This is a genomic window from Streptomyces anulatus, from assembly GCF_000721175.1.
Taxonomy (GTDB): Bacteria; Actinomycetota; Actinomycetes; order Streptomycetales; family Streptomycetaceae; genus Streptomyces; species Streptomyces anulatus_C.
The window spans coordinates 78,231-101,539 of sequence record NZ_JOEZ01000030.1; the positions used below are offsets into that span (position 1 = coordinate 78,231).

Below are 23,309 nucleotides of genomic sequence, written 5' to 3' on the forward strand. Positions count from 1 at the left end.
CTGCGGCATGCTGGGGCCATGACATCCCATGCCGTAACCACTCCCGGCCCCCACGTCATCTTCGATCTCGACGGGACGCTGGTGGACAGCGAGCCGAACTACTACGAGGCGGGGCGCCGGTTGCTCGCCCGGTACGGGGTGCGGGACTTCGACTGGGAGGTCAACTCCCGGTTCATCGGCATCAGCACGCTGGAGACGCTGACCGTCCTGCGCGGGGAGTACGGGATCGTCGCCCCGGTCGAGGAACTGCTCGCCGGGAAGAACGCCCTGTATCTGGAGCTCGCCAGGGCGTCGACGGAGGTCTTCCCGCAGATGCGGGTGCTGGTGGAGCGGCTGCACGCGGCCGGGGTGCCGATGTCGGTGGCCTCCGGTTCGTCCCGGGCCGCGATCGGGGCGGTGCTCGCGGTCACGGGTCTTGACGCGTACTTCCCGCTGTACGTCTCCGCCGAGGAGGTCGCGCACGGCAAGCCGGAGCCGGACGTGTTCCTGGAGGCGGCCCGGCGGATGGGGGCGGAGCCGGCGGACTGCGTGGTGCTGGAGGACGCCCCGGCCGGGGCGGCGGCCGCGCACGCGGCGGGCATGCGGTGCATCGCCGTTCCCCATGTGCCGGAGACCGTGTCCGACCCGGCGTTCAAGGCGGCCGACCTGTTGTTCCCGGGCGGGCAGACGGCGTTCACGGCCGAGGCCGCGTACCGCCTGCTGCTCGGCTGACAGTGAGGATGCGACGTGGTGACGCCGTCGGCGTCGGGGCCGGCGGGGAAGGGTGTCGGGCCGTCAGCCGAGCCCGGTGAAAAGGCCGTCGGGGCATCCGGGCCCCGCCGGACAGATATCCTGATCATGTCGTTCGCCGCACCGCCCAGGACTCCGCCGGAGGCCGGGGCCCCGGGGGCCGACAGCCGGAGCGGGCCATAATTCGAGATAGGTGTACAGGTGCTGGTAGCTGGTCGGTACCGATTGGTATCCCCCATCGGTCGTGGCGGCATGGGCGAGGTGTGGCGCGCCACGGACGAGGTGCTGGGACGCGCCGTGGCCGTCAAGCTGCTGCTGGGTGACCAGGCGGATGCCTCGTCGACCGCCCGCTTCCGGCTGGAGGCCCAGACCGCCGCCCGGTTGAGCCACCCGCACCTGGTGGCCGTGTTCGACTTCGGGGCCTGGGAGGACCGTTTTTTCCTGGTGATGGAGCTGGTCGAGGGGCAAAGCCTCGGAGACCTGCTGGCCGCCCAGGAGCGGGTCCATCCCGAACAGGTCGCTCTGATCGCTGGCCAGGCGGCCGCCGGGCTGGCCGCCGCGCACCGCCAGGGCATCGTCCACCGCGACATCAAGCCGGGCAACCTGATGCTGGACGCGGACGGTTCGGTGAAGATCGGCGACTTCGGTATCGCCCAGTTCGTCGACGACCCCTCGACCGCGTTGACGACGGCCGGTCACATCGTGGGCACGAGCCTCTATCTGGCCCCCGAGCGCGCACTGGGGCGCACCGCCGACTCCGCGTCCGACATGTACTCCCTGGGCTGCGTCGTCTACCAACTGCTGCTCGGTCAGCCGCCGTTCAAGTCCGACACCGCGACCGCCACGCTCTACCAGCACGTCGACACCCCGCCGGTCCCGCTGCGGCAGCGCGGCGTGGAGATCTCCGCCGCCTTCGACTCGTACCTGCTCGGACTGCTGGCGAAGCAGCCCGAGGAGCGGCCCACCGCTCAGCAGGTCTCCGACTGGTTCCGCACCGACGCCTGGCGCGGCCGGCCGGAGCCCCTCCCGATGCAGACGCCCACGTCCCACCGGGCGTCCGCCCCCGTGGCCCCGAAGGCCTCCCTCGCGGCGCCGCCCGCACCGGTCGGCCCGACGACCTACCGGCTCCCGGGGCCCACGGGGCGAAGACGGCAGGCGCCGGCCCGGTCGGCTCCGGCCCGCCGCCGCAGTACCCGCGAGGCGATTCGGCGGCGGCCCAGGGTGGCCAGCGCCATCGCGGGCGCGGCGACGTTCCTGGCCGCCGTGTATCTGGGGATGATCCTGTTCTCCCCGGACTCCAGTTCCGCCGGCACTCCGGATCGGAGTCCGTCCTCGGGCACCTCGCAGGACGTCCGCGACGGCGGCGGCGAACAGCAGCCTGAGCAGCAGGGTGAGCAAGGTCAGCAGGACGGGGACCAGGGCCGGGAAGACGGGGACGGGGACGGCGAACAGGACGACTGAGTCCTGCCCACCGCTCCTCCGCCCGCCTTCACCAGCGGTCGTGGACCTCCGCGCGGATCGACCGGTCGTACAGGTCCCGTACCGCGTCCAGCGTGGACTGCGGCAGCGGCGGAAGGGCGGCCGCCGCCGCATTGGCCCGGGTCTGTTCCACCGAGCGTGCGCCGGGGATCACGCTGGTCACGCCCGGCTGCTGGATGATCCAGCGCAGCGCGGTCTGTGCGGGGGTCGCGCCCTCGGGGGCCAGTTCGGCGAACTCGGCGGCCGCGGCGACGCCGGTCGCGTAGTCGATGCCGGAGAACGTCTCGCCCTGGTCGAACGCCTCACCGTGCCGGTTGTACGTCCGGTGGTCGTCGGGGCCGAAGACCGTGTCCCTGGTGTACTTGCCGGAGAGCAGGCCGGAGGCGAGCGGGACCCGGGCGATGATGCCGACGCCCGCGGCGACGGCCGCCGGGAGGACCTCGTCCAGCGGCTTGAGGCGGAACGGGTTGAGGATGATCTGCACGCTCGCGACGCCGGGACGCGCGATGGCGGTGAGGGCCTCGGCGCAGGTCTCGACGCTCACCGCGTAGGCGGCGATCCGCTGCTCGGCGACGAGGGTGTCCAGGGCGTCGTAGACGGCGTCCGAGGAGTAGACGGCGCTGGGCGGGCAGTGCAGTTGGACCAGGTCGAGCGTGTCGGTTCCGAGGTTGGTCCGGGAACGGTCGTTCCAGGTACGGAAGTTGTCCAGGACGTAGTTCTCCGGCACCTGGTCGGCGCGGCGGCCCATCTTGGTGGCGACGAAGACGTCCGCGTCGGGGCGGTCCTTGAGGTAGCGGCCGATGAGCTGTTCACTGCGGCCGTCGCCGTACACGTCCGCGGTGTCGAAGAAGGTGACGCCGGATTCGACGGCCGCGTCGAGAACCCCGAAGGCGTCGCCCTCCGCGACCTCGCCCCAGTCGCCCCCGAGCTGCCAGGTGCCCTGTCCGACGACCGAGACGTCACGGCCGGTCCTGCCGAGTGTGCGCTGTTCCATGAGGATCATGCTATTCCGCTTCTCGCGTGGAAAGGGGTGGACGGCGGCAGGAGCACTACTGCCACCGTCCACGTCCGAGGGCCGCCCGGCGAGCCGGCGGGCCGGGAATCAGCCCCGGTACTGCACGAGGACCCGGGTGAAGTCCCACGGCTGCTGTCCGACACCGGAGCAGGTGGAGCTGGAGGCGGGCGCTGTCGGCGGGGCTGTCGCCCGTGGTCAGTCGCCGGTCGTCACGCGGACGTGGTCGATGACCATCTGCTGCGGGAACTGGGTGCTGCCGTCGGGGTCGCCCGGCCAGTAGCCGCCGACCGCGAGGTTCAGGATGAGGAAGAAGGGCTTGTTGAACACCCACTGGTTGCCGCCCAGGTCGGCCGGGGTGCGACGCTGGAAGACGTTGCCGTCGACGGACCAGGTGATGGAGTCGGGCGCCCAGTCGACGGCGAAGGTGTGGAAGTCGTCGGCGAACGCCTGTCCGTCGGGCAGCGTGTACGCGGCGCCGATGCCGCCGGAGCCGGAGTATCCCGGGCCGTGCAGGGTGCCGTGGACGGTGCCGGGTTCGAAGCCGACGTTCTCCATCACGTCGATCTCGCCGCTGTCCGGCCAGCCGACGTTGCCGAAGTCGTCGCCCAGCATCCAGAACGCGGGCCAGATGCCCTGGCCGCGCGGGATCTTGATCCGCGCCTCGACGTGGCCGTAGGCGGCGGCGAACCTGCCCGAGGTGTTGAGCCGGGACGAGGTGTACGCACAGGCCCCGTACCAGCACTGGTAGTTGCCCGGGTTCTCCTTCCGGGCGGTGATCACGAGGTTGCCCTGGCCGTCGAGCGCGGCGTTGTCGTTGCCCGGGGTGTAGAACTGCCGCTCGTGGTTGTTGACGTTGTCACCGGTCTCGATCTGCCACTTGCCGCCGTCCACGGCGGCGCCCGCCGGTCCGTCGAACTGGTCCTCGAAGGCGACCGTCTGGGCCCCGGGGCCGGGGGCCGGGGAGCCGGCGGCGGGTGCGGCGGACGCCCCGCCGGGGAGGGCGGTCAGGATGGCGGAACAGCAGAGCAGCGAGGCCGCGTAGAGAGCGACGCGGCGGCGCCGGGAGACGCTGCGCGCCGTGGAGTGCGTGGAGTGCACGGTCATCACATCACTTCGCGTGGGGGGCATGCGCATGACAGGTTGACACCGAGAGGTGAACGGTTGGGGCGATCACCTCAGGCGCACATTTCAATTCTTGATTTAAGGGAGTGCCGCAGAAGCCGTCAATAACCTGGTCCGGACCGAAAAAGGAACGGCATACCCCGAAGACATATGCACCTGAAGCAACGGGCCCGCCGTGCGGTTCACCCCGGGCGGCAGCAGAGTGGAGACAGCGGGGGGCGTGGAGATGTGGAACCACGGACCGACGGGACGGGCCGGCGGCGACGGGCCGCCGTGACGAAGGGAGCATCACGTGGAGAACGACGGCACACCGCGGCCCCACTTCGTCGTACAGATCCATGACGCGCGTCGGCTGCACTTCGACTTCCGGCTGGAGGTCGACGGCGTACTGAAGTCCTGGGCGGTGCCCCGCGGTCCCTCGGAGAACCCCAGCGACCGTCGGCTCGCCGTGCCCACGGAGGATCACGCCCTGGAGTACCGCGAGTTCGAAGGGGTCATCCCCAGGGGCGAGTCGGGCAGCGGCACGGTCATCGTCTGGGACCAGGGCACCTACCGGCCGCTCGGGCACGACGCGCAGGGCGACCGCGTCACCTTCGCCGAGTCCCTGGACCTCGGCCATGCGACGTTCTGGCTGTACGGGGCGAAACTGCACGGCGAGTTCGCGCTGACCCGCATCCAGAGAGGCGACGAACCGGACAGCGGGGGCCATGAGGCGTGGCTGCTGATCAAGGCCGACGATCGCCTCGCCGTACGCGGCAGGCCCGGTTCCCCCGACCCGTACCACGCCCGCTCTGCCCGTACGGGACGGACGCTGCACCAGGTCGCCGCGGCGGCTGTCCGGGAGCCCGGGGATCTCTAGGGCGTGTTTCGAAAGTAGCGCCGTCCGCCCGGAGGGCGGGCTCGGCGGCGTCTGGTGCGTGCGATCGCAAGGCGGAGGGTCGCCCCGATACTGGGCCCCGCCGAAGCCGACGAGCGCGTCCCGGGCGGCCCTGCGGACCACCGGCTTCGCGTGGTCGAGGAGGCGGACGAGATCGGGCAGCGCGGGCTCCCAGGAGGCGCGGCCGAGTGTACGGACCGCCATCCGCACCACGTCCGGCAGCGGATCGGACAGCAGGAGCGCGGTGAGCCGGGCGTGGGTGTCCCGGTCGAACAGGGCGCGCGAGGTCCGGTGGGCGTGCAGGCGCACCCCGGTACGCGGGTGGCGCAGCAACTCCTCGACCATTGCCCGCACCCCGGGGTCCGGAACGGCTCCGGGCGCGGGCGCGTGCTCCTCGACGAGCCGGGTGAGCACCCGGCGGGTCTGCTCGGGCGTTCCGGCGCGGGCGAGGCCCAGCAGTTCCGGCAGCGACGGGGGGTCCGCCGGAGCCGCCGGTGTCCGGAACGGGGTGCGCAGGGCGTCGAGCGCGGCGGCGTCCTCGTGTTCGGCCCCGGGCGCGCGCAAGGGGCCGCCGACGAGGACGAGCGCATCGGCCAGGGCATCGCGGCCCCCGGTGCGCAGGAGGCGCTCGGCCCTGGTCAGCGTGGGGGTCCGGAGCAGGCGCAGGCCGGTCAGCAGGTCGAGCAGCCCGAGGTCGCCCGCTTCGATACGCGGCGCCAGGAGGTGGGCGAGGACATCCGCCCGAACGTTGCGCAGCGTGGTGCGGGCCGCCTGGTGCACGGCGGGGGGACCGTGTTCCCACCACCGGACGAGCAGCGGGACGAGCGGGGGCAGGTCGTCCTCGGGCAGCCGGGCCGCCCAGCGCAGCACCCGCTCGGGCCGCACGCCGTGGGCGGTCAGTTCCGCGACGGCGGGCTGGCGACCGCAACCCCCTCCGAGGTGGGCTTCGGTGCGGTCCCCGGGGTGGGCGAGGAGGTCCAGGGAGGTGGCGTCGGGGAGTACGTCGACCCGGCCGCGCAGATAGGCCCGCAGCACGGCGAGCGACGTCTCCGGCTCGGGCCAGTCGGCCAGGGCCCGCGCGGCGGTGGTGCGGCGCTCCGGACTCCGGGCGTCCAGCATGGCCAGCAACCGGGCTCGCTGGGCGGCCGACCGGGGCTGGTCGAGATCGTCCGCCCGCACCGGAAGCGATGAGGCTCCGGCGGCCGCGCTCGCCGCCCTGGTCTCGGCGATGGTCCACTCGGGCGCGTCGAGCGGCTGGAGCTCGGTCATCCAGTCGACGAGCCGCCCCCGCACGCCGGGCGCGGCCCCCGGATACGCCTCGACGAGCGCAGAGAGCAGCTCCCGGGACCCGGGCGCGGCGGGGACACGGCCGGCCCCTTCCGTACCGGAGGCACCGGGGGCACATCGGGCTCCGGCCCCGGCGGTGGCGCCGCGCCCCCGAAACTCCGCCAGCGCTTCGGGCGTCCGCACCGCTTCGGTCAACTGCGCGCGCCACACGGCTGGTTCCCCGGCGGCCGCCTGCTCCTCCGGTACGCCGAACGCCTCACGGAGCACCGCGGGCGCGGCTCGCCAGGGGTCGGCGCCGAGGTGGGCGGCGGCCAGGGCCCGGTCGAGGTCGTCGCGGACGAGCACCGCGCCCAGCCGCCGGAGCAACGTGAGCGTGGAGGTGGCCGTCCGGGGCCGGGGCCCGGCGTCCGGGTCGGCGGCCGGCAGGGCGCGGAGCCCTTCGACGGCGCCGAGACGCTGGACGACGGACAGGCGCGGTGCGACGGCATGCAGGACGTCGATCAGCTCCCCGGCCGACCCGGCCGCCTCTCCCCCGGCCGCGGCGGCGTCGAACGCGTCCGTCACCGAACCGGCGTGCCGGGCGAGTACCGCCACCTCGTCGGCGGACCACGGCCCCGGGCACAGGCGCAGAGCGCACAGCAGGAGGCGGCTTCGGAGTCCGGCCTCGCCGACGCCGCCGGCCATGCCGAGCCAGTAGCCCAACAGGCCGCGCGCTGCGGGCAGTTCGCCGGACACGCCAACATCCGGGAGTGCGGGACGCCGGGCGATGCGCAGGGCGAGCGCCGGGTCCCATCCGGCCCGCAGCAGAGCCGCCACATCGGGGTCGGACCCGCCCGGCGCCCCGCCCCGGCCGGCGGGCGGCGTCGCCACACCGTGCCGGGCCAAGGGCTCCGCCAGCTCCTCCACGGAGCCGGCGGCGAGCCGGACGCCGCCGTCGGCGACGAGCGCCAGCAGGGCGGGGACGACCGGCGAGGCCCCCGCGTCGAGGGCGAGCACGGCGCGGGCGGTCACCTCGCGGTCCAGGGCGCTCAGCAGGAGACGGCGGGCGTGCTCGTCGCGCGCCTCCTCGGCGGCGGCGAGGAGCGTGGCGGCGCAGGCGCGGCCCAGGACGGCCCGCAGCGCCCGTGTCAGTGCGGACCGCAGCCCTGGGTTGTCGTCGCGGGCGATGGCCCGCAGGAGATGCGGGACGGAGGCGGGCGCGCCCGCGTGGAGGAGGGTGGCCGCCGCGGTCTTCCTGATGTTCATGTTCGGGTGATGGAGGCAGGCGGCGACGGCCTCGCCCGCCCAGCGGGCCCGTGCCGTGCCCAGGGCCTGCAGGGCCGCCCGTACGGTCCGGACGTCCGGGTCAAAGGTCAGCGGGACGAGCGTCGCGGACAGGGCGCGGGCATCCTCGCCCGAGGCGTCGTGGGCCAGCAGGGCGATGACGTGCTTGCGCACGTGCGGGTCGCGGCTGCGCAGCAGGCGGTGCACCCGGGCGCGAGTGGAGGGGGTCGCGGGGCACTGGAGCAACGCCTTGAGCAGCACCGCCTGTTCGGCGCCGGTGAGCCCGGGGCGCTCCAGCAGACCGAGGACCGTCGCGGTGAGGAACGCGTGGCCCGCGCCGGTGTCGTCCTGCGCGTCGAGCAGACAGACGGGCCTGATCCGCCGCCGCCCCCGCAGTCGGCGCCCGAGGGCGCGCACCGCTTCCAACGCCTCGTGCGGCAACTCCGGTTCGCCGTCCGGCCGGGGCGGGCCGGGAGCGTCTTCCTGGGATGCCGCGAGATCACGCACGACGCGCAGGAGCAGGCCGGCCACGAGGGACTGGCTCACCGTACCGGCGTACTCCGCGATCCGGCACAGCGACGCCACGGGGTCGTCCACGTCCACGCGGGCGCGCAGGACGGCCAGTTCCCGCTCATCCGGTGCGCCGAGGTCGGCCTCGATGTCGCGCGGGAGGGCCTGGGGGTCGAGCCGGTCGAGCAGGTCCCGCCGCTGCCCGGGGTCGGGAGTGAGGTGCCACAGGATCGCCTGTGCCCGGTCCCGTACGGGGCGCAGTTCGGGTGCGACCGGGAGGCGGCGGGATCCGTCCGGGGCCGTGGGCGGGCCGTCCGCCGGGGCGCCGACGCCGAAGCCCCGGGCCAGCACCGATCGCGTACGGTCACCGCCGATGGCCTCCAGGGCGTCCAGTGCGGCGGCCGGGGCCGTGGGCAGCAGGGCGAGTACGGCCTCCTCGGCGCCCGGGGGGCGCAGGACGCGGATCGCGTCGAGGAACGGGCGCGGGTCGCGGGCGGCGGGGAGAAGCCCTGCGACGGCCTCGCCGATGGGGATGTCGGCGGCACCCTGCCGCGACAGGGCGACGAGCAGCTCCAGGCGGCGCGGCCAGTCCGGGGCGGTGGGCGGGGCGTCGGCGAGGGCGTCGAACAGTGGGCGACGGCAGGTGTAGAGGACCGTGGCGAGGTCCTCCGCCGGGAGGGTGTGGTCGGTCAGGGCCAGGGCGAGGAGCGGCCCAGCGTCCGGATCGCCCGGGAAGTGGCCACGCCGGTGCAGTCCGCGCAGACAGGTCAGCACGGGCCCGGCGAGCAGGAGGGGGTCCGTGGCGGCCAGGGCCACCAGGCGGGCGATGTCGGTGCGTTCCGCCTGTTCGCCCAGGAGTTCCACGGCCTGCCGGCGCAGGGCCGGAGGCCCGGCCGGATCCTCGGCCGTGGTCCACAGCACCCTGTGGTGACCGTGCCGGGCCGCGGCGACGAGAGCGGCGGCCGCGAGCGCCGCCGTCGGACGCCCGCCATGGCCGGCGCACCCACTGGCGTCCCGGGCCCCCGGACCATCGGCGGACCGCCCGTCCCGGGCCCCTGACGGCCGGGTCAGCAGCGAGGGGTCCAAAGGGGTCACCGCCGCCCAGGGCTCGGCGAGTTCGCGCAGCGCACCGGTCACGACGTCGGGGTCGGACGCGTCGAGGAGCCGGACGAGCCGGCCTCGTACGAACGCCGGTGCGAGCAGTCCGGCATGCAGCCCGTCACGGGCCAGCCGCAGCGCCTCGGCCTGGAGGACCGGGTCGCCGGTGTCGACGAGTTCGGCCACGAGCAGGTCGGGGCGGCGCGCTTCGGCGGCGTCGCTCTCGCGGACGGCCCGGTAGAGGAGTTCGCCCGCCGGTTCCGTACGGAGGACCGCCGGGTCGCCGAGGAGTTCGGCGCGCAGCCAGGCGATCCGTACCCGGGCGGGCAGCTCGGCAGCGCGCCAGTCGGGCAGCCGGTGCCGCGGCTTCCGCTTCGCGAGCCGGGCGTGGAGCTCCGCGAGCAGGAGGGACTCCTCGGGCGACGCCCCCGCGAAATCGGGCAACAGGCGGGCCATCAGGGTCAGATACTCTCCCCCGCCTCGCACCCCGTCTCCGGCATCCGTGGCATCCGCGCTGTCCGTGCTGTCCGTGCGTTCGACCAGGAGGGCGAGGCCGAGGTGCCGTATCCGGGGCACGGCGTGCCGGACCATCCGGCCGAGCAGCTCCGGCGGGCAGGTACGGGCGTCGAGGAGCCGGGCGAGCAGACCGGCGTCGGCGCGGTCGAGGGCCGCGTGGATCGGTTCGTCCGGCAGGGTGGTCACCGGCGGATCGTAGACGGCCGGTTCACTCTGCCGCCTCGGGATATTCCGACGCCTGGTACCGCACCGGCCCGCCCTGATCGATGATGTGGCCGCGGGCCGCCGCCGTGGCAGGGGCAAAATCCGGTGGACGAAGGGATTGTGCGAAGCGGGAACCGGCTGGGGGCCGCGCGAGGAGAACGCGGAGGGCCCGGGCCGCGGCGCCGCCCTGCCCATCGGCTTCAACCGCCATCCGCTCTACGCACGCGGGCTTCTGCTGGTGGGCGACTCCGGCGGGATGGTCAGCCCGGGGACGGCGAGGGCATCGGCCAGGCGATGAGGCGGGCGAGGTCGCCGCCGAGACCGCGGCCCACCCCCGGGGGCCCCGCCGAGACCGCGGCCCACCCCCGGGGGCCCCGTCGCGAACAGGTGCTGCGCGGCTGCCCGGTGGAGATGAACCGCCGCCGGGGCCGCTACTACCGCGCCTGGGCGACACCGCCGCGACCTGATCTTCAGCCGCTCGGGCTTCCAGCCGGTGCTCAACCGGTACGTCGTGGGCTCGCCGTTCCTCCTCGACACGCCGGCCCGCCTGCTCACCGACCTGACGGACAAGCCTGCGCGCGATGTGATCGACCACGTCCTCAGCACGGCGTTCCGCCTCGTCCCGGCCCCGAGGCCGGGCCTGCGCGGCGGCCGGCCCCGGAAGGGCTGACGCGGAAGGCATGTCCCCGTACAGCGCACGAGGACGGCCGTCGCCCGGGCCCCGAGAACCACGCCCCCGACGGAGGCGGGTGTCCGGGCGGCGAGCCGGGCGGCGTACGGTTTCGACGACAGGTGACCGGTGGACCGGAGGAACGGACCGATGACGGTATGAGGATCACCGCGCAGGGGCTCAACCGCTCCACGCTCGCGCGCCAGTTGCTCCTGCGGCGCGAGCCGCTGGACGCCGCCGAGGGGGTGCGGCGCGTGGTCGCACTCCAGGCCCAGCAGCCGGCCTCGCCCTACCTCGCCCTCTGGAACCGGCTCACGGAGTTCGACCCGGCCGGTCTCGACGCGGCGTTCGCGGAGCACGCCGTCGTCAAGGCGACGCTGATGCGGCTGACGCTCCATGCCGTGCACGCCGAGGACCACCCCGCGTTCCGGGAGGCCATGCATCCGGTGGTGCGCGCGTCCCGGCTGAGTACCCGCTTCACCGCGTCCGGGCTGACGGCCGAGGACGCCGACGCGCTGGTCCCCCGGCTGCTGGAGTTCGCGGACCGGCCCCGGACCACCGCCGAGTGCGAGGCCTGGCTGGGCGAACGGCTGGGCGAGCCGCCGAGGCCCGGCGCGTGGTGGGGGCTGCGGCAGTACACACCACTGCTCCACGCGCCCACCGCACCGCCGTGGTCGTTCGGTCACCGCCCCTCGTACATAGCGCCCCGGACCGGTCCCCTGCGGACGGATCCTGGTCCGGAGGCGTCGGCCGCCGCCCTGCGGACGCTGGTCCTGCGCTACCTCTCGGGGTTCGGGCCCGCCTCGGTCGCGGACGTGGCGCAGTTCGCGATGGTCACACGGACCAGGGCGCGGGCGGCGCTGGCGGACCTCGCCGGGCGCCTGGAGCGGCTGACGGGTCCGGAGGGCGAGGAGTTGTTCGACCTGCCGGGCGCCCCGCGTCCGGACGGGACGGAGCCGGCACCGCCACGGCTGATGGCGATGTGGGACAGCGTCCTGCTGGCGTACGCGGATCGCGGCCGGGTCCTCCCGGAGGCGTACCGCAGGATCGTGATCCGGGCGAACGGTGACGTCCTGCCGACGCTGCTGGTCGACGGGTACGTCGCCGGAGTGTGGCGGCCGGTCACCGGGGGCGTGGAGACGACCGCGTTCCACCCCCTGCCCGACGAGGTCTGGGAGGGGCTCGCCGTCGAGGCCCGGTCGCTGGTGGGGTTCCTCGCCGACCGTGAACCGGAGGTCTACCGGCGCTACGGCCACTGGTGGGGCCGCCTCCCGGATGCCACCGTGCGGCTGCTGCCCGCGGGCTGAGAGCCTGTCGGGTGGCCTTCGACCGGAAAGCGGACGCGGTCCGGTGCGTTCGATTCCCCGGCGCCGAGAGGTCCTCGTAGCGGAGCTACCAGGACCTCTCGGCAACGCCGGAAGCGTGCGTGCCAGGGCGTGGCCCCCGGCCAGAGGTCACCCGACAGACTCTGAGCCGGGAAGCCTGATGCCGGAACCTGCGGACGGATGCTCTACAGCCCTGTAGATTCACTTCTGCCGGGCCGTCAGGGATCCGGATGCCCCGTCGTCCAGTCCGCTCCAGAGAAAGCAGCAACCATGTTCGGGATCGGCGAGCTCACTCTCCTTCTCCTGGTGATCGTGGCGGTGCTGGCCGTGAAGAGGCTGCCCGAGCTCATGCGGTCGGCCGGAAAGGCGGCGCGCATCCTCAAGAGCGAGAAGCAGGCTCTCAAGGACGACGACGGGCCCCGGTCGCCTCGCCGCGTGATCCGCGGCGAGGCGACCGAACGAGAGACGCCGTAGCCCTGGCGCCGGCCGTCGTCCACCACACTGTGGGCGGGGCGCGGCGGGGCGGGTTCGGACCGGCACGGAACTCTCGATGCCGGCCGGGCGCGGAACCTCAGGTGGACCCAGGCGGTCGCCGCGCTGGACGCCAGTGGGTCCTGGCCCGGCGGCGTCGGCCCGCCGGAGCGGTCCGGCGGGCCTGACATCCCGCGCTACAGCGGCGTCGCCGCCTCCAGGACGAGGAACAGCGCGACGGCCGCGTTCAGCGCGGACAGCGCGGAGACGGTCGTCCCGGCCGCGGCGACGAACGCGGCCGCGCCGGCCGGGGTGAGGGCGGGGGGCCAGCCGCGGTCCGGCGGCACCGGGCCCAGGAGCGCCGCCACTCGGCGCGGCACCGGTCCCGCGGCGGCGAAGGCGGCGAAGGCCGTGCCGCCGGGGGCCGGACGGGAGACGAGCGCCGCCTTGCCGACCGCGCGTGCGGTCAGCCGGCGGTCGCCGGTGACCCGGGCCGCCTCCTCGTCCGCCCAGCGCTCCGTGCTGTAGACCAGGGCCCCGAGCAGCGGCCACAGCAGGGGGTTGACGCAGCCGGCCAGCCGCGTCGCGAGCAGCAACCGGTGGTGGCGGCCCGCCAGATGGGCCCGTTCGTGTGCGAACAGCGCCCGGCGCTCGGCCGGTTCGAGGGAGGCGAGCAGGGCGGTGGAGACCATCACCCGCCCCGGGGAGCCGGGGAGCGCGTAGGCGTACGGGACGTCGTCGGGCAGCACGGCGACGCCGTCGCCGCCCGGCAGTGCCGCGAGCGCCCGGTGGGCCCGCGCCCGGAAGCGGTAATGGCGGTGGACGGTGAACCCGCAGGCCGCCGTGACGGCGACGAGCGCCAGGATGGACGCCTTGCCCGCGAACGCGTCGTGCGGCACGGCCTCGCGGACCTCGTCGTCGGACCAGCCGTCGGGCAGCGGGTTGCCGGGCAGCTGGGCCGTGCCCACGACCACCAGCAGTCCGAGGCACACGAGGCTGCAGGAGGCGAGGATCACGGCGACGGTGGTCAGCAGCCGGGCGGCCCTGCGGGGGTGCAGGTGCTGCTCGGCCAGGCGCGCGATCGGCAACGCGGTCACTGGCAGGACGAGGGGCAGGTAGACGAAGACGCCCATCGTCAGCGCTCCGGCCGGTCCGAGGGCGCCCCGGGGCCGTCGGGACCGCTCTCGGCGAGCAGGGCCCGCAGGAGCTCCTCGTCGTGCGGGGAGAGGACGGAGACGAAGCTGGAGAGCACCGCGTCGCGGTCGCTCTGCTTGTCGAGGAGCCGGCGCATCCGCAGGGCGGCGAGCCCCGCCTCGTTCGCCACGGGCTCCCACAGGACGGGGCGCCCCCGTCCGGTGCGTGTGACCGCCTGCTTGGCGTGCAGTCTCGTCAGGATCGTGATGACGGTGCTGTACGACAGGCCCGCGCCGAGCCGATCCAGCACCCAAGCGGCGGTCACCGGCTCGCTCGCCCCGCCCAGCACCGACAGCACCTGGGCCTCCAGCTCGCCCTGGCCACGCCTGCGGACAGGCGCTTCCCGCTCGCCACCGGCTCCTTCGGCGTCCACGGCCCGACCCCTTTTCTCCGTTCGGCCGCCCGGGCGTGGCGCTTCGCCTGCCGGGCATCAAGAAATCGTATCCAGCCTGCGGCGGGACCGGCCACCGACCGGGGTCGGGCCGCTCGCCTCCTGGCCCCGAAAATCTACAGTGCTGTAGATTTCATCCCGGACCGCAGCGTGTCCGCGCCGTCACCCGTGGCGTGGCCGCCACCACGTGAACACCCGTCACCGCACAAGGGAGAACATCATGGGCGTCAGCCTCGCCAAGGGCGGAAACGTCTCGCTGAGCAAGGAGGCTCCCGGGCTGACCGCGATCCTCGTGGGTCTCGGCTGGGACGTCCGCACCACCACAGGCACCGACTACGACCTGGACGCGAGCGCGCTGCTCTGCGACGAGGCGGGCAAGGTGCAGTCCAACGAGCACTTCATCTTCTACAACAACCTGAAGAGCCCCGACGGTTCGGTCGAGCACACCGGCGACAACCTCACCGGTGAGGGCGAGGGCGACGACGAGATCGTCAAGGTCGACCTCGCCTCGGTGCCCGCGACCGTCGCGAAGATCGTGTTCCCGGTGTCGATCCACGAGGCGGAAGGCCGGGGCCAGAGCTTCGGCCAGGTGCGCAACGCGTACATCCGTGTGGTGAACCAGGCGGGCGGCGCGGAGATCGCCCGCTACGACCTGAGCGAGGACGCCTCCACCGAGACGGCGATGGTCTTCGGTGAGCTGTACCGGCACGGCGCCGAGTGGAAGTTCCGCGCGGTCGGGCAGGGTTACGCATCCGGCCTGAGCGGCATCGTCGCCGATTTCGGCGTCACTCTCTGAGCCGCCGGGCTCCGGACAGCACCGCACGACCACCGAAGCCATCACAGGCACCCAGTCACCGAAGGCGGAACGATGACGATCAACCTCACCAAGGGCCAGCAGGTCAGCCTCACCAAGTCCGGCGGCGGCGAACTCGGCGTCGTACGGATGGGTCTGGGCTGGAAGTCCGCTCCCCGTAAGGGATTTCTGGCGCGGCTGACCGCCCGCGAGATCGACCTGGACGCCTCGGCGGTGCTCTTCGCGGGCCCGGACCCGCAGGACGTGGTCTTCTTCCAGCACCTGACCAGTGACGACGGTTCGGTCCAGCACACCGGGGACAACCGGGTCGGCGGGGCGGGCCAGGGTGGCGACGACGAGTCCATCGTCGTCGACCTGCGGCGCGTGCCGGTCCATGTGGACCAGATCGTCTTCACGGTGAACTCGTTCACCGGCCAGACCTTCGAGGAGGTCGAGGCGGCCTTCTGCCGTCTGGTCGACGAGAGCAACGGCCAGGAGCTGGCCCGGTACACGCTGACCGGCGGCGGGCGGCACACCGCCCAGATCATGGCCAAGGTCCAGCGGACCGGCTCGGGCTGGCAGATGACCGCGATCGGCGCGGCGGCGGACGGGCGGACCTTCCAGGACCTCATGCCCGCGGTCGTGCAGCACCTCTAGGACGCCTCACCGGACAGCGGCGGGGGTGTCGTACGGGTCACGTGCGCACCCCCGCGGGCAGCCGTACGGACCACCCACAGGTATGGACCGAGGAACAGCATGGGCAGACCTTCCCGGCTCGGGGACGAGGACAGATCCGACTACGTGAGCGCACTCGACGAGGTGATCGGCTCCCCGGAGATCCGACAGCTGCTCGAACGCTCGGGAGTCCCCGGCGACCGGCTGCGCGTCCGGGGCCTGGCGGCCGTCGCGTACACCACCGCGGCCTCCGACGCCGAGTACCGGCGGTACGCGGCCCTGCGGCGGCAGGCGCGCGGCGCGCGACGGGACGCCGGGATGTCGCCGCTCTCCGGGCCGGGCGATCAGGAGCGGCCGGGTGCGGGGGTGCTGGCGGTCCTCGGGGTGCTGACGCCGGTGCTCGCCGCCGTGGCCGCGGCGACGTTCCTGCTCCTCGGGTACGGGCTGCGACTCGCCGAGGCACTGCCCGACCTGGCGGGCACCCTGGTCGGCGTCGGCTGGCTCAGTCTGGTGGTCGCGGGAGCCACGGGCCTGGTCAGCGTCGTCGCCCTCTACCGCAAGGCGGCGAAGCAGCCGGCGGGCGGCACGGCATCCGGGCCCGACCGGTCCCCGGCTCTCGAAGACTCCCGTGAGGCCTGGCTCGCGGCGCTGCGCGACCGGGGGATCCGGCCGTTCCTCCTCCAGGAGCTCGCCGAGGCGGCGGTGCCCGCGCGGGGGCCGGGCGCGGGCCACGGCTCCCGTTTCAGCTCACCGGCGTTCGCAGGACCTGACTACTCCGGTCCCGGCTTCGACGGCTCCGGCGGGCCCGTCCCGCGGCGGCCCGGACCAGCGCGGCCATGACCCGGGTGTCCTCGCCCATCTCCGGGTGCCACTGCACCCCGAGCACCAGGCTCCCGTGCCCGGGGAGCTCCAGGGCCTCCACCGTCCCGTCGGGTGCGTGCGCCGAGGCCACCAGACCGGCGCCGAGGCGGTCGACCGCCTGGTGGTGGTAGGCGGGGACCACGGCGGTCTCCGGCACGGCGTCCGCGTACGCGGTACCGGGCACGGGGGTCACCGGGTGGCTGCCGAAGACGCCGGGGCCGCCGGTGTGGTCGTCCAGATGCTGGTGCAGGGTGCCGCCGAGGGCGACGTTCAACAGCTGCATGCCCCGGCAGATGCCGAGCAGGGGGACCTGCCGCGCGATCGCCGCGCGGATCAACGCCAGTTCCCAGGCGTCGCGTTCGCGGGCCGGGGGGCCGGTACGGGGGTCGGCGACCGCTCCGTACCGCGCCGGCTCCACGTCCGCTCCCCCGGCGATCACCAGCCCGTCCAGGGCGGCGACGGTGTCCCGGGCCGCGTCCGGCGCGTCGTCGGGCGGCAGCAGCACCGCGAGTCCGCCCGCCGCCCGGACGAGTCGGGGATAGCCGGCGGGCAGCAGCACCGCCGGCATCTCCCACACACCCCAGCGGGCCGGGTCCTGATAGGTGCTGATGCCGATGACGGGCCGGGGCATGGAACGTACTCCTTCGGGTCGGGGTGATCACGTGGTCGCTTTCAGGGGGCGGGCCCCCGCCTCCGGAGGCGGGGGCCCGTCGCCCGGGCGGGCTCAGTCGCGGGCGAGTTCGGCCTCGGCCTCCGCCAGCGCGGCGAACTCCTCCTCCGGGGCTCCCGCGACCAGCCGGTGGCGGCTGTAGAAGGCGAAGTAGGCCAGCGCGACCGCGTACACGCCGAGCGCGATGAACGCCGCGTCGCGGTCCACCAGGAAGGTCGCCACCAGAGCCGAGCATGCCAGAACGAACGCCACGGACGAGGTGAGCGCGCCGCCGGGGGTGCGGTAGGCGCGCGGCAGCTCCGGTTCGCGGCGGCGCAGCACCATGTGGGAGAGCGCCATGAGGGCGTAGCTGATCGTGGCGCCGAAGACGGCGACGTTCAGCATCCGGCCGCCGTTGCCGCTCCAGGCGGCGAGCGTGAACCCGATGACGCCGGGGATCAGCAGGCCCAGGTAGGGGGACTTGCGGCGGTTGGTCAGCGACAGGAAGCGTGGCAGGTAGCCGGCCCTGGAGAGGGCGAACAGCTGACGGGATCCGGCGAAGATCAGGGAGAAGAAGGACGCCACCAGTCCGGCGAGGCCCGCGTAGTTGACGAAGCGGCTCAGGGCGGTCGGCTCGCCGGTGCCCTGCAGGGCCACCACGAGCGGGTTCCCGGCCTCCTTGATGGCGTTGGCGCCCTGGGCGCCGGTGGCGGAGACGAAGGTGATGAGGGCCAGGAAGACCAGTACGGCGAGCGAGATGGCCAGGGCCTTCGGCATCGAGCGGATGGGGTCCTTGGCCTCTTCGGCGGCGAGCGGCACTCCCTCCACCCCGAGGAAGAACCACATGCCGAACGGGAAGGCGGCCCAGATGCCCAGAAGTCCGTACGGCAGCCAGGAGTTGGAGCCGAAGGCGGTGGTGTCCACCGGGATGTCGTCGAGGTGGCCCGCGTCGAACTCGGTGAACGCGCCGACGGCGAAGATCAGCAGCGCGGCCACCGCGATGGCGGTCACCACCAGGCTGAAGCGGAGTGCCTCGCCGACTCCCCAGAGGTGGATGCCGATGAAGATCGCGAAGCAGGCGAGGTAGACGGGCCAGTCGGAGGTGAGGCCGAACAGGCCGAGCGATTCCACGTAGTCGCCGATGAACAGGGAGATGGCGGCGGGGGCGAGGATGTACTCGATGAGGATGGCCGTACCGGTCAGGAAGCCGCCCCAGGTGCCGAGCGCCCGCCGGGCGAAGCCGTAACCGCCGCCCGCCGTGGGCAGGATGGCGGAGAGTTCGGCCAGCGCGAAGACGAGACACGCGTACATGACGCCCATCAGGACCATGGCCGCGGCGAGTCCGCCGAATCCGCCCTTGGACAGGCCGATGTTCCAGCCGGAGAAGTCGCCGGAGACGACGTAGGCGACGCCGAGCCCGGTCAGCAGGAGCCAGCCGGCGCTGCCCCGGCGCAGGGTCCGGCGGTGAAGGTACGCGTCCGTGCCGGACGTCCCCGGGCCTGCGCCCCCGGGCGGTCCGGCGGGTGTTTCGGTTCCCTGAGCCATGAGCGCTCCCGATGTCTGTCGACTCCGCCGACGGGAGTCGATGGCACTGCGTCGGTCAAAGGTTCGTCGGCACACCTTTGTGGAACGTGGGGGCGAATGGCAAGGGCCGTGCGTTGAAGAGTGGTTACGGATTCGACTCCGCGCCGCTCGCCGCTCAAGCGCGCCGGGGCTCAGGCGAGGAAGCCGCGCAGCAGCGCCGCCGTGCCGCCGCAGTGCTCGCGCATCATCTCGCGCGCCGCGTCCGCGTCCCGGTCGAGCACCGCCTCGACGACGGCCGCGTGCTGCCGCTGGGAGTGCTCCAGGTTGCGCACCAGCAGCGGGATGCAGTCCAGCAGTTCGTTGAGGGTGGCCCGGACCGCGGCGTACTGGGCGGCGAGCGTACGAGAGCCGGAGAGTTCGGCGAGCGTGAGGTGGAGCAGGGTGTCCTGGCGGCGGTAGTCCTCCAGCCGGGCGCCCTGCGTCGCGTCGAGCGCGACCCGCAGCCGGGTCTCGCCGTCCGCCGGGAGCCGCTCGGCGCACAGGCCCGCCGCCCCGGCCTCCAGCACCTCGCGGAAGCGCAGGGTGTCCTCCACGTCGACGGCGGCGATGCGGCGGCGCAGTTCGTCGCCGCCGCCGGGGGCGGCGGTGCGCGGCAGGACGAACGTTCCTCCGTAGCGGCCGCGGCGGCTCTCGACCATGCCCTGGTCCTGGAGGACCTTGAGGACCTCGCGCAGGGTCACCCGGCTGATCCTCAGGTGCTGGGACAACTCGCGCTCGGACGGGAGGCGTTCACCCGGCGGGACCAGGCCGAGGCGCAGGAGCTGGAGGATCTGCTCCAGCGCCTCCTCGAAGCCGTTGCCCGCGCGGACCGGTCGCAGCACGGAGGCCGGCCGGGCGGCCGGCACGTCGCACCCCTCCCCCGCCGCCCCTACCGCCGGACGGGTGTCGTCCGCTCTTCTCCTCGTGACCACTGGCGGATCCCCTTCCCAAGCAATGGTTCTCTGTCATACCTTATGCCTCCCGGTTCACCCAAGGAGGCATCCCGTGGCAGACCGCACACCCCCGCTCGGCGTCGACGAGCTCCGCTCACGTGTCGCGGACGGGTCGATAGACACCGTGGTGCTGGCCTTCCCGGACATGCAGGGCCGGCTTCAGGGGAAGCGGTTCGCGGCCGGGTTCTTCCTCGACGAGGTGCTGGAGCACGGTACCGAGGGCTGCAACTACCTCCTGGCCGTGGACACCGAGATGCGGACCGTCGACGGCTACGCGATGTCCTCGTGGGAGAACGGCTACGGCGACTTCGGCATGGTCCCGGATGCCGCGACCCTGCGCCCCGTCCCCTGGCACGAGGGGACGGCTCTGCTGATCGCGGATCTCGCCTGGCACGACGGCAGTCCGGTGGTGGCCGCGCCGCGTCAGATCCTGCGCCGCCAGCTCGACCGGCTGGCGGAGCTCGGCTGCACCGCGCAGGTCGGCACGGAACTGGAGTTCATCGTCTTCCGGGACAGTTACGAGGAGGCCTGGGACCGCGACTACCGCGGGCTGACCCCGGCCAACCAGTACAACATCGACTACTCGATCCTCGGCACGGGGCGCATCGAGCCGCTGCTGCGCCGGATCCGCAACGAGATGCAGGAGGCCGGGCTGACCGTCGAGTCCGCCAAGGGCGAGTGCAACCCCGGTCAGCACGAGATCGTCTTCCGCTACGACGAGGCGCTCACCACCTGCGACCAGCACGCCGTCTACAAGACGGGCGCCAAGGAGATCGCGGCCCAGGAGGGCGTCTCGCTGACCTTCATGGCCAAGTACGACGAGCGCGAGGGCAACTCCTGCCACATCCACCTCTCGTTGACCGACGAGGGGGGCGAGAACCTGATGGCGGGCGAGGGCCCGGACGGCATGTCCGAGCTGATGCGGCACTTCCTGGCCGGTCAGCTCGCCGCGCTGCGGGACTTCTCCCTCCTCTACGCGCCCACCATCAACTCCTACAAACGCTTCCAGCCAGGCTCCTTCGCTCCCACCGCCGTCGCCTGGGGCGTCGACAACCGCACCTGCGCCCTGCGGGTCGTCGGCCACGGGCGCTCGATGCGCTTCGAGAACCGGTTGCCCGGCGGGGACGTCAACCCGCACCTGGCCGTCGCCGGTCTGGTCGCCGCCGGACTGTACGGGGTCGAGCACCGGCTGCCGCTGCCCGAGGCCTGTACGGGCAACGCGTACACCGGGGACTACGACCAGGTGCCGACGACGCTGCGCGAGGCGGCCGAGCTGTGGGAGGCCAGCCCCATCGCCAAGGAGGCCTTCGGCGAGGAGGTCGTCGCGCACTACCTGAACATGGCCCGAGTCGAACTGACCGCGTACGACTCCGCGGTGACCGACTGGGAGCTGCGCCGCTCCTTCGAACGCCTCTGACAGCCAGAACACCTCCGCACCACCACCACCTTCCGTGATCGGGGTCCGTACGTGTCACAACCCGCCCTGGACGTCCTGAACCCGGCGACCGCCGAGGTCGTCGCCACCGTGCCCGCCGCCTCCGCCGCCGATGTGGACGCCGCCGTCACCCGCGCCGCCGCGGCCCAGCGGCCCTGGGCGGCCGCCGCGCCCGCCGACCGGGCCCGTCTGCTGCGCCGCTTCGCCGTCGTCGTCGACGAACACATCGAGGAACTGGCCCGGTTGGAGGTCCGCGAGGCCGGCCACACCATCGGCAACGCCCGGTGGGAGGCGGGCAACGTACGCGATCTCCTCGACTACAGCGCGGGCGGGGCCGAACGGCTCCTGGGCCGGCAGATCCCGGTGGCGGGCGGCATCGACTTCACCATCCTGGAGCCGCTGGGCGTCGTCGGCGTCATCGCCCCGTGGAACTTCCCGATGCCGATCGCCGCCTGGGGTCTCGCCCCGGCCCTCGCGGCGGGCAACGCCGTCCTCCTCAAGCCCGCCGAGACGACCCCGCTGACCGCCCTCCGACTGGCCGAACTCGCCCTGCGGGCAGGCCTTCCCGACGGGCTGTTCCAGGTGCTGCCCGGCGAGGGGCCGGTGGCCGGAAGCGCCCTGGTCGAGCATCCGGGCGTCGCGAAGATCGTGTTCACCGGCTCCACCCGGACCGGCAAGCACATCATGACCCGCTGCGCCGAGCGCGTGAAGCGGCTCACCCTGGAGCTGGGTGGCAAGAGCCCCAACGTCGTCTTCGCCGACGCCGATGTGGAGGCCGCGGCGGCGGCCGCCCCGATGTCCTTCCTGGACAACGCCGGCCAGGACTGCTGTGCCCGCACCCGCATCCTGGTCGAGCGGTCCGTGTACGACCGCTTCCTCGACCTGCTCGTCCCGGCCGTGTCCGCCGTCGTGGTGGGCGACCCGAACGACGAGAAGACGCAGATGGGGCCGCTGATCTCGGCCGTCCAGCGGGACCGGGTCCGAGGGCTCGTCGACGGCGGCCGGGGAGCCGACGGTGTACGGACCATCCTCGGAACGGCCCCCGAGGGCCCCGGGTTCTGGTATCCGCCGACCGTCCTCACCGGGGTCTCGCCCGATGCGCCGGTGGCCGTGGAGGAGGTCTTCGGGCCGGTCGCGGTGGTCGTGCCGTTCGAGGACGAGGAGGACGCGCTGCGCCTCGCGAACGCCACCGACTACGGGCTCGCCGGCTCGGTCTGGACCCGGGACGTCGGCCGCGCGCTGCGCCTCGGGCAGGGGCTGCGGGCGGGCAACCTCTCCGTCAACTCGCATTCCAGCGTGCGCTATTCGACCCCCTTCGGCGGCTACAAGCAGTCGGGCCTGGGCCGCGAGCTCGGCCCGGACGCCCTGGCCGCCTTCACCGAGACCAAGAACGTCTTCATCAGCACGGAGGCCTGAGCACCATGACCGACACTTCTTCCGTCTGCCGCCGCCTGGTCGGCCGCACCGCCGTCGTCACCGGAGCCGGCAGCGGCATCGGCCTGGCCACCGTGCGGCGGCTGACCGCCGAGGGCGCGCACGTCGTCTGCGCCGATGTGGACGAGGATCGCGGCAAGGCCGCCGCCGAGGAGGCCGCCGGGCTCTTCGTCCGTACCGACGTCACCGACGCCGAGCAGGTCGACGCCCTCTTCAAGGCCGCGTTCGACACCTACGGCTCGGTCGACATCGCGTTCAACAACGCGGGGATCTCGCCGCCCGACGACGACTCCATCCTGGACACCGGCCTGGAGGCGTGGCGGCGGGTGCAGGAGGTCAACCTGACCTCCGTGTTCCTCTGCTGCAAGGCGGCCATCCCCTATATGCGCGCGCAGGGCAAGGGCTCCATCATCAACACGGCCTCGTTCGTGGCCCGGATGGGCGCCGCCACCTCGCAGATCTCGTACACCGCGTCCAAGGGCGGAGTGCTGGCGATGTCGCGCGAGCTGGGGGTGCAGTTCGCGCGCGACGGCATCCGGGTCAACGCCCTGTGCCCCGGTCCGGTCAACACACCGCTGCTCCAGGAGCTGTTCGCCAAGGACCCGGAGCGGGCCGCCCGGCGTCTTGTGCACATCCCGGTCGGACGGTTCGCCGAGCCGACCGAGATCGCCGCCGCCGTCGCGTTCCTGGCTAGCGACGACTCCTCGTTCGTGAACGCCACGGACTTCCTGGTCGACGGCGGGATCGCGGGGGCGTACGTCACCCCGGTCTGATCCCGGCCCCGGCCCCGGCCCG

18 protein-coding genes and 2 pseudogenes are annotated in these 23,309 nt (G+C 73.5%); 12 read left to right on the forward strand and 8 right to left on the reverse strand.

Annotated features, from left to right (window positions below; genetic code table 11):
* Window positions 1-18: 18 nt before the first annotated feature.
* Together IG90_RS0129670 and IG90_RS0129675 are read left to right on the forward strand one after the other, a co-directional pair.
* Window positions 19-711: an HAD family hydrolase gene (locus tag IG90_RS0129670; RefSeq protein WP_030591163.1), complete on the forward strand. Its 693-nt coding sequence runs from the start codon at window positions 19-21 to the stop codon at window positions 709-711.
* Between the two features lie 270 nt (window positions 712-981).
* Entirely contained in the window at window positions 982-2,190 is a 1,209-nt protein-coding gene (locus tag IG90_RS0129675) for a serine/threonine-protein kinase (protein WP_030591166.1), read from the forward strand.
* A 28-nt stretch (window positions 2,191-2,218) separates the two neighbouring features.
* Here IG90_RS0129675 and IG90_RS0129680 read toward each other — a convergent pair whose 3' ends face one another.
* Entirely contained in the window at window positions 2,219-3,211 is a 993-nt protein-coding gene (locus IG90_RS0129680) for an aldo/keto reductase (RefSeq protein WP_030591169.1), read from the reverse strand.
* A 207-nt stretch (window positions 3,212-3,418) separates the two neighbouring features.
* Window positions 3,419-4,327 carry a glycoside hydrolase family 16 protein gene (locus IG90_RS0129685; RefSeq protein WP_030591172.1) on the reverse strand — a complete coding sequence of 303 codons (909 nt, stop codon included), beginning with the start codon at window positions 4,325-4,327 and terminating at the stop codon, window positions 3,419-3,421.
* Between the two features lie 310 nt (window positions 4,328-4,637).
* On the opposite strand from IG90_RS0129685, the gene IG90_RS42590 reads away from it, so the two are divergent.
* The gene (locus IG90_RS42590) at window positions 4,638-5,204 is read left to right on the forward strand and encodes a DNA polymerase ligase N-terminal domain-containing protein (protein WP_078841977.1); all 567 of its coding nucleotides are present in this window, start codon (window positions 4,638-4,640) and stop codon (window positions 5,202-5,204) included.
* Window positions 5,205-5,327: 123 nt separating this feature from the next.
* Here the strand turns inward: IG90_RS42590 and IG90_RS0129690 are convergent.
* Window positions 5,328-10,295: pseudogene (locus IG90_RS0129690) on the reverse strand (HEAT repeat domain-containing protein); the annotation flags it as partial.
* Here IG90_RS0129690 and IG90_RS42595 point away from each other — a divergent pair.
* The 3 genes and pseudogenes from IG90_RS42595 to IG90_RS0129705 all read left to right on the forward strand — a co-directional run.
* A pseudogene (locus tag IG90_RS42595) lies at window positions 10,180-10,770 on the forward strand (FAD-dependent oxidoreductase); the annotation flags it as partial. The pseudogenes IG90_RS0129690 and IG90_RS42595 sit on opposite strands and share 116 nt — an antisense overlap.
* 158 nt (window positions 10,771-10,928) lie before the next feature.
* Complete coding sequence (locus IG90_RS0129700; protein WP_030591178.1) at window positions 10,929-12,077, forward strand: winged helix DNA-binding domain-containing protein; 1,149 nt, start codon at window positions 10,929-10,931, stop codon at window positions 12,075-12,077.
* A gap of 288 nt (window positions 12,078-12,365) precedes the next feature.
* Entirely contained in the window at window positions 12,366-12,569 is a 204-nt protein-coding gene (locus IG90_RS0129705) for a twin-arginine translocase TatA/TatE family subunit (RefSeq protein ID WP_030591181.1), read from the forward strand.
* Between the two features lie 194 nt (window positions 12,570-12,763).
* Here the strand turns inward: IG90_RS0129705 and IG90_RS0129710 are convergent, their stop codons facing one another.
* Both IG90_RS0129710 and IG90_RS0129715 read right to left on the reverse strand, forming a co-directional pair.
* Window positions 12,764-13,699: a M56 family metallopeptidase gene (locus IG90_RS0129710; protein ID WP_030591184.1), complete on the reverse strand. Its 936-nt coding sequence runs from the start codon at window positions 13,697-13,699 to the stop codon at window positions 12,764-12,766.
* Window positions 13,700-13,701: 2 nt separating this feature from the next.
* Window positions 13,702-14,133 carry a BlaI/MecI/CopY family transcriptional regulator gene (locus IG90_RS0129715; protein WP_030591187.1) on the reverse strand — a complete coding sequence of 144 codons (432 nt, stop codon included), beginning with the start codon at window positions 14,131-14,133 and terminating at the stop codon, window positions 13,702-13,704.
* A gap of 238 nt (window positions 14,134-14,371) precedes the next feature.
* Here IG90_RS0129715 and IG90_RS0129720 point away from each other — a divergent pair, with 238 nt between their 5' ends.
* From IG90_RS0129720 to IG90_RS0129730, 3 genes are all read left to right on the forward strand, one after another.
* Window positions 14,372-14,947, forward strand: a complete 576-nt coding sequence (locus tag IG90_RS0129720; protein WP_030591190.1) for a TerD family protein — start codon at window positions 14,372-14,374, stop codon at window positions 14,945-14,947.
* A 72-nt stretch (window positions 14,948-15,019) separates the two neighbouring features.
* Complete coding sequence (locus IG90_RS0129725) at window positions 15,020-15,601, forward strand: TerD family protein (protein WP_030591193.1); 582 nt, start codon at window positions 15,020-15,022, stop codon at window positions 15,599-15,601.
* Between the two features lie 99 nt (window positions 15,602-15,700).
* Window positions 15,701-16,459: a hypothetical protein gene (locus IG90_RS0129730; protein WP_030591196.1), complete on the forward strand. Its 759-nt coding sequence runs from the start codon at window positions 15,701-15,703 to the stop codon at window positions 16,457-16,459.
* Here the strand turns inward: IG90_RS0129730 and IG90_RS0129735 are convergent.
* From IG90_RS0129735 to IG90_RS0129745, 3 genes are all read right to left on the reverse strand, one after another.
* Complete coding sequence (locus IG90_RS0129735; RefSeq protein WP_030591199.1) at window positions 16,362-17,111, reverse strand: gamma-glutamyl-gamma-aminobutyrate hydrolase family protein; 750 nt, start codon at window positions 17,109-17,111, stop codon at window positions 16,362-16,364. The two genes, IG90_RS0129730 and IG90_RS0129735, sit on opposite strands and share 98 nt — an antisense overlap.
* A gap of 93 nt (window positions 17,112-17,204) precedes the next feature.
* Window positions 17,205-18,674, reverse strand: a complete 1,470-nt coding sequence (gene eat, locus IG90_RS0129740; RefSeq protein WP_030591202.1) for an ethanolamine permease — start codon at window positions 18,672-18,674, stop codon at window positions 17,205-17,207.
* Window positions 18,675-18,844: 170 nt separating this feature from the next.
* Entirely contained in the window at window positions 18,845-19,558 is a 714-nt protein-coding gene (locus tag IG90_RS0129745; RefSeq protein WP_106972994.1) for a FadR/GntR family transcriptional regulator, read from the reverse strand.
* Between the two features lie 139 nt (window positions 19,559-19,697).
* Between IG90_RS0129745 and IG90_RS0129750 the strand changes: the two genes are divergently transcribed.
* The 3 genes from IG90_RS0129750 to IG90_RS0129760 are packed head-to-tail and all read left to right on the forward strand — an operon-like array spanning window position 19,698 to window position 23,287.
* Window positions 19,698-21,062, forward strand: a complete 1,365-nt coding sequence (locus tag IG90_RS0129750; RefSeq protein ID WP_030591206.1) for a glutamine synthetase family protein — start codon at window positions 19,698-19,700, stop codon at window positions 21,060-21,062.
* Window positions 21,063-21,113: 51 nt separating this feature from the next.
* A complete protein-coding gene (locus IG90_RS0129755; protein ID WP_030591208.1) occupies window positions 21,114-22,496 on the forward strand; it encodes an aldehyde dehydrogenase family protein in 1,383 nt (460 codons plus the stop codon).
* Window positions 22,497-22,501: 5 nt separating this feature from the next.
* Window positions 22,502-23,287, forward strand: a complete 786-nt coding sequence (locus IG90_RS0129760; protein WP_030591210.1) for a 3-oxoacyl-ACP reductase — start codon at window positions 22,502-22,504, stop codon at window positions 23,285-23,287.
* Window positions 23,288-23,309 lie beyond the last annotated feature (22 nt).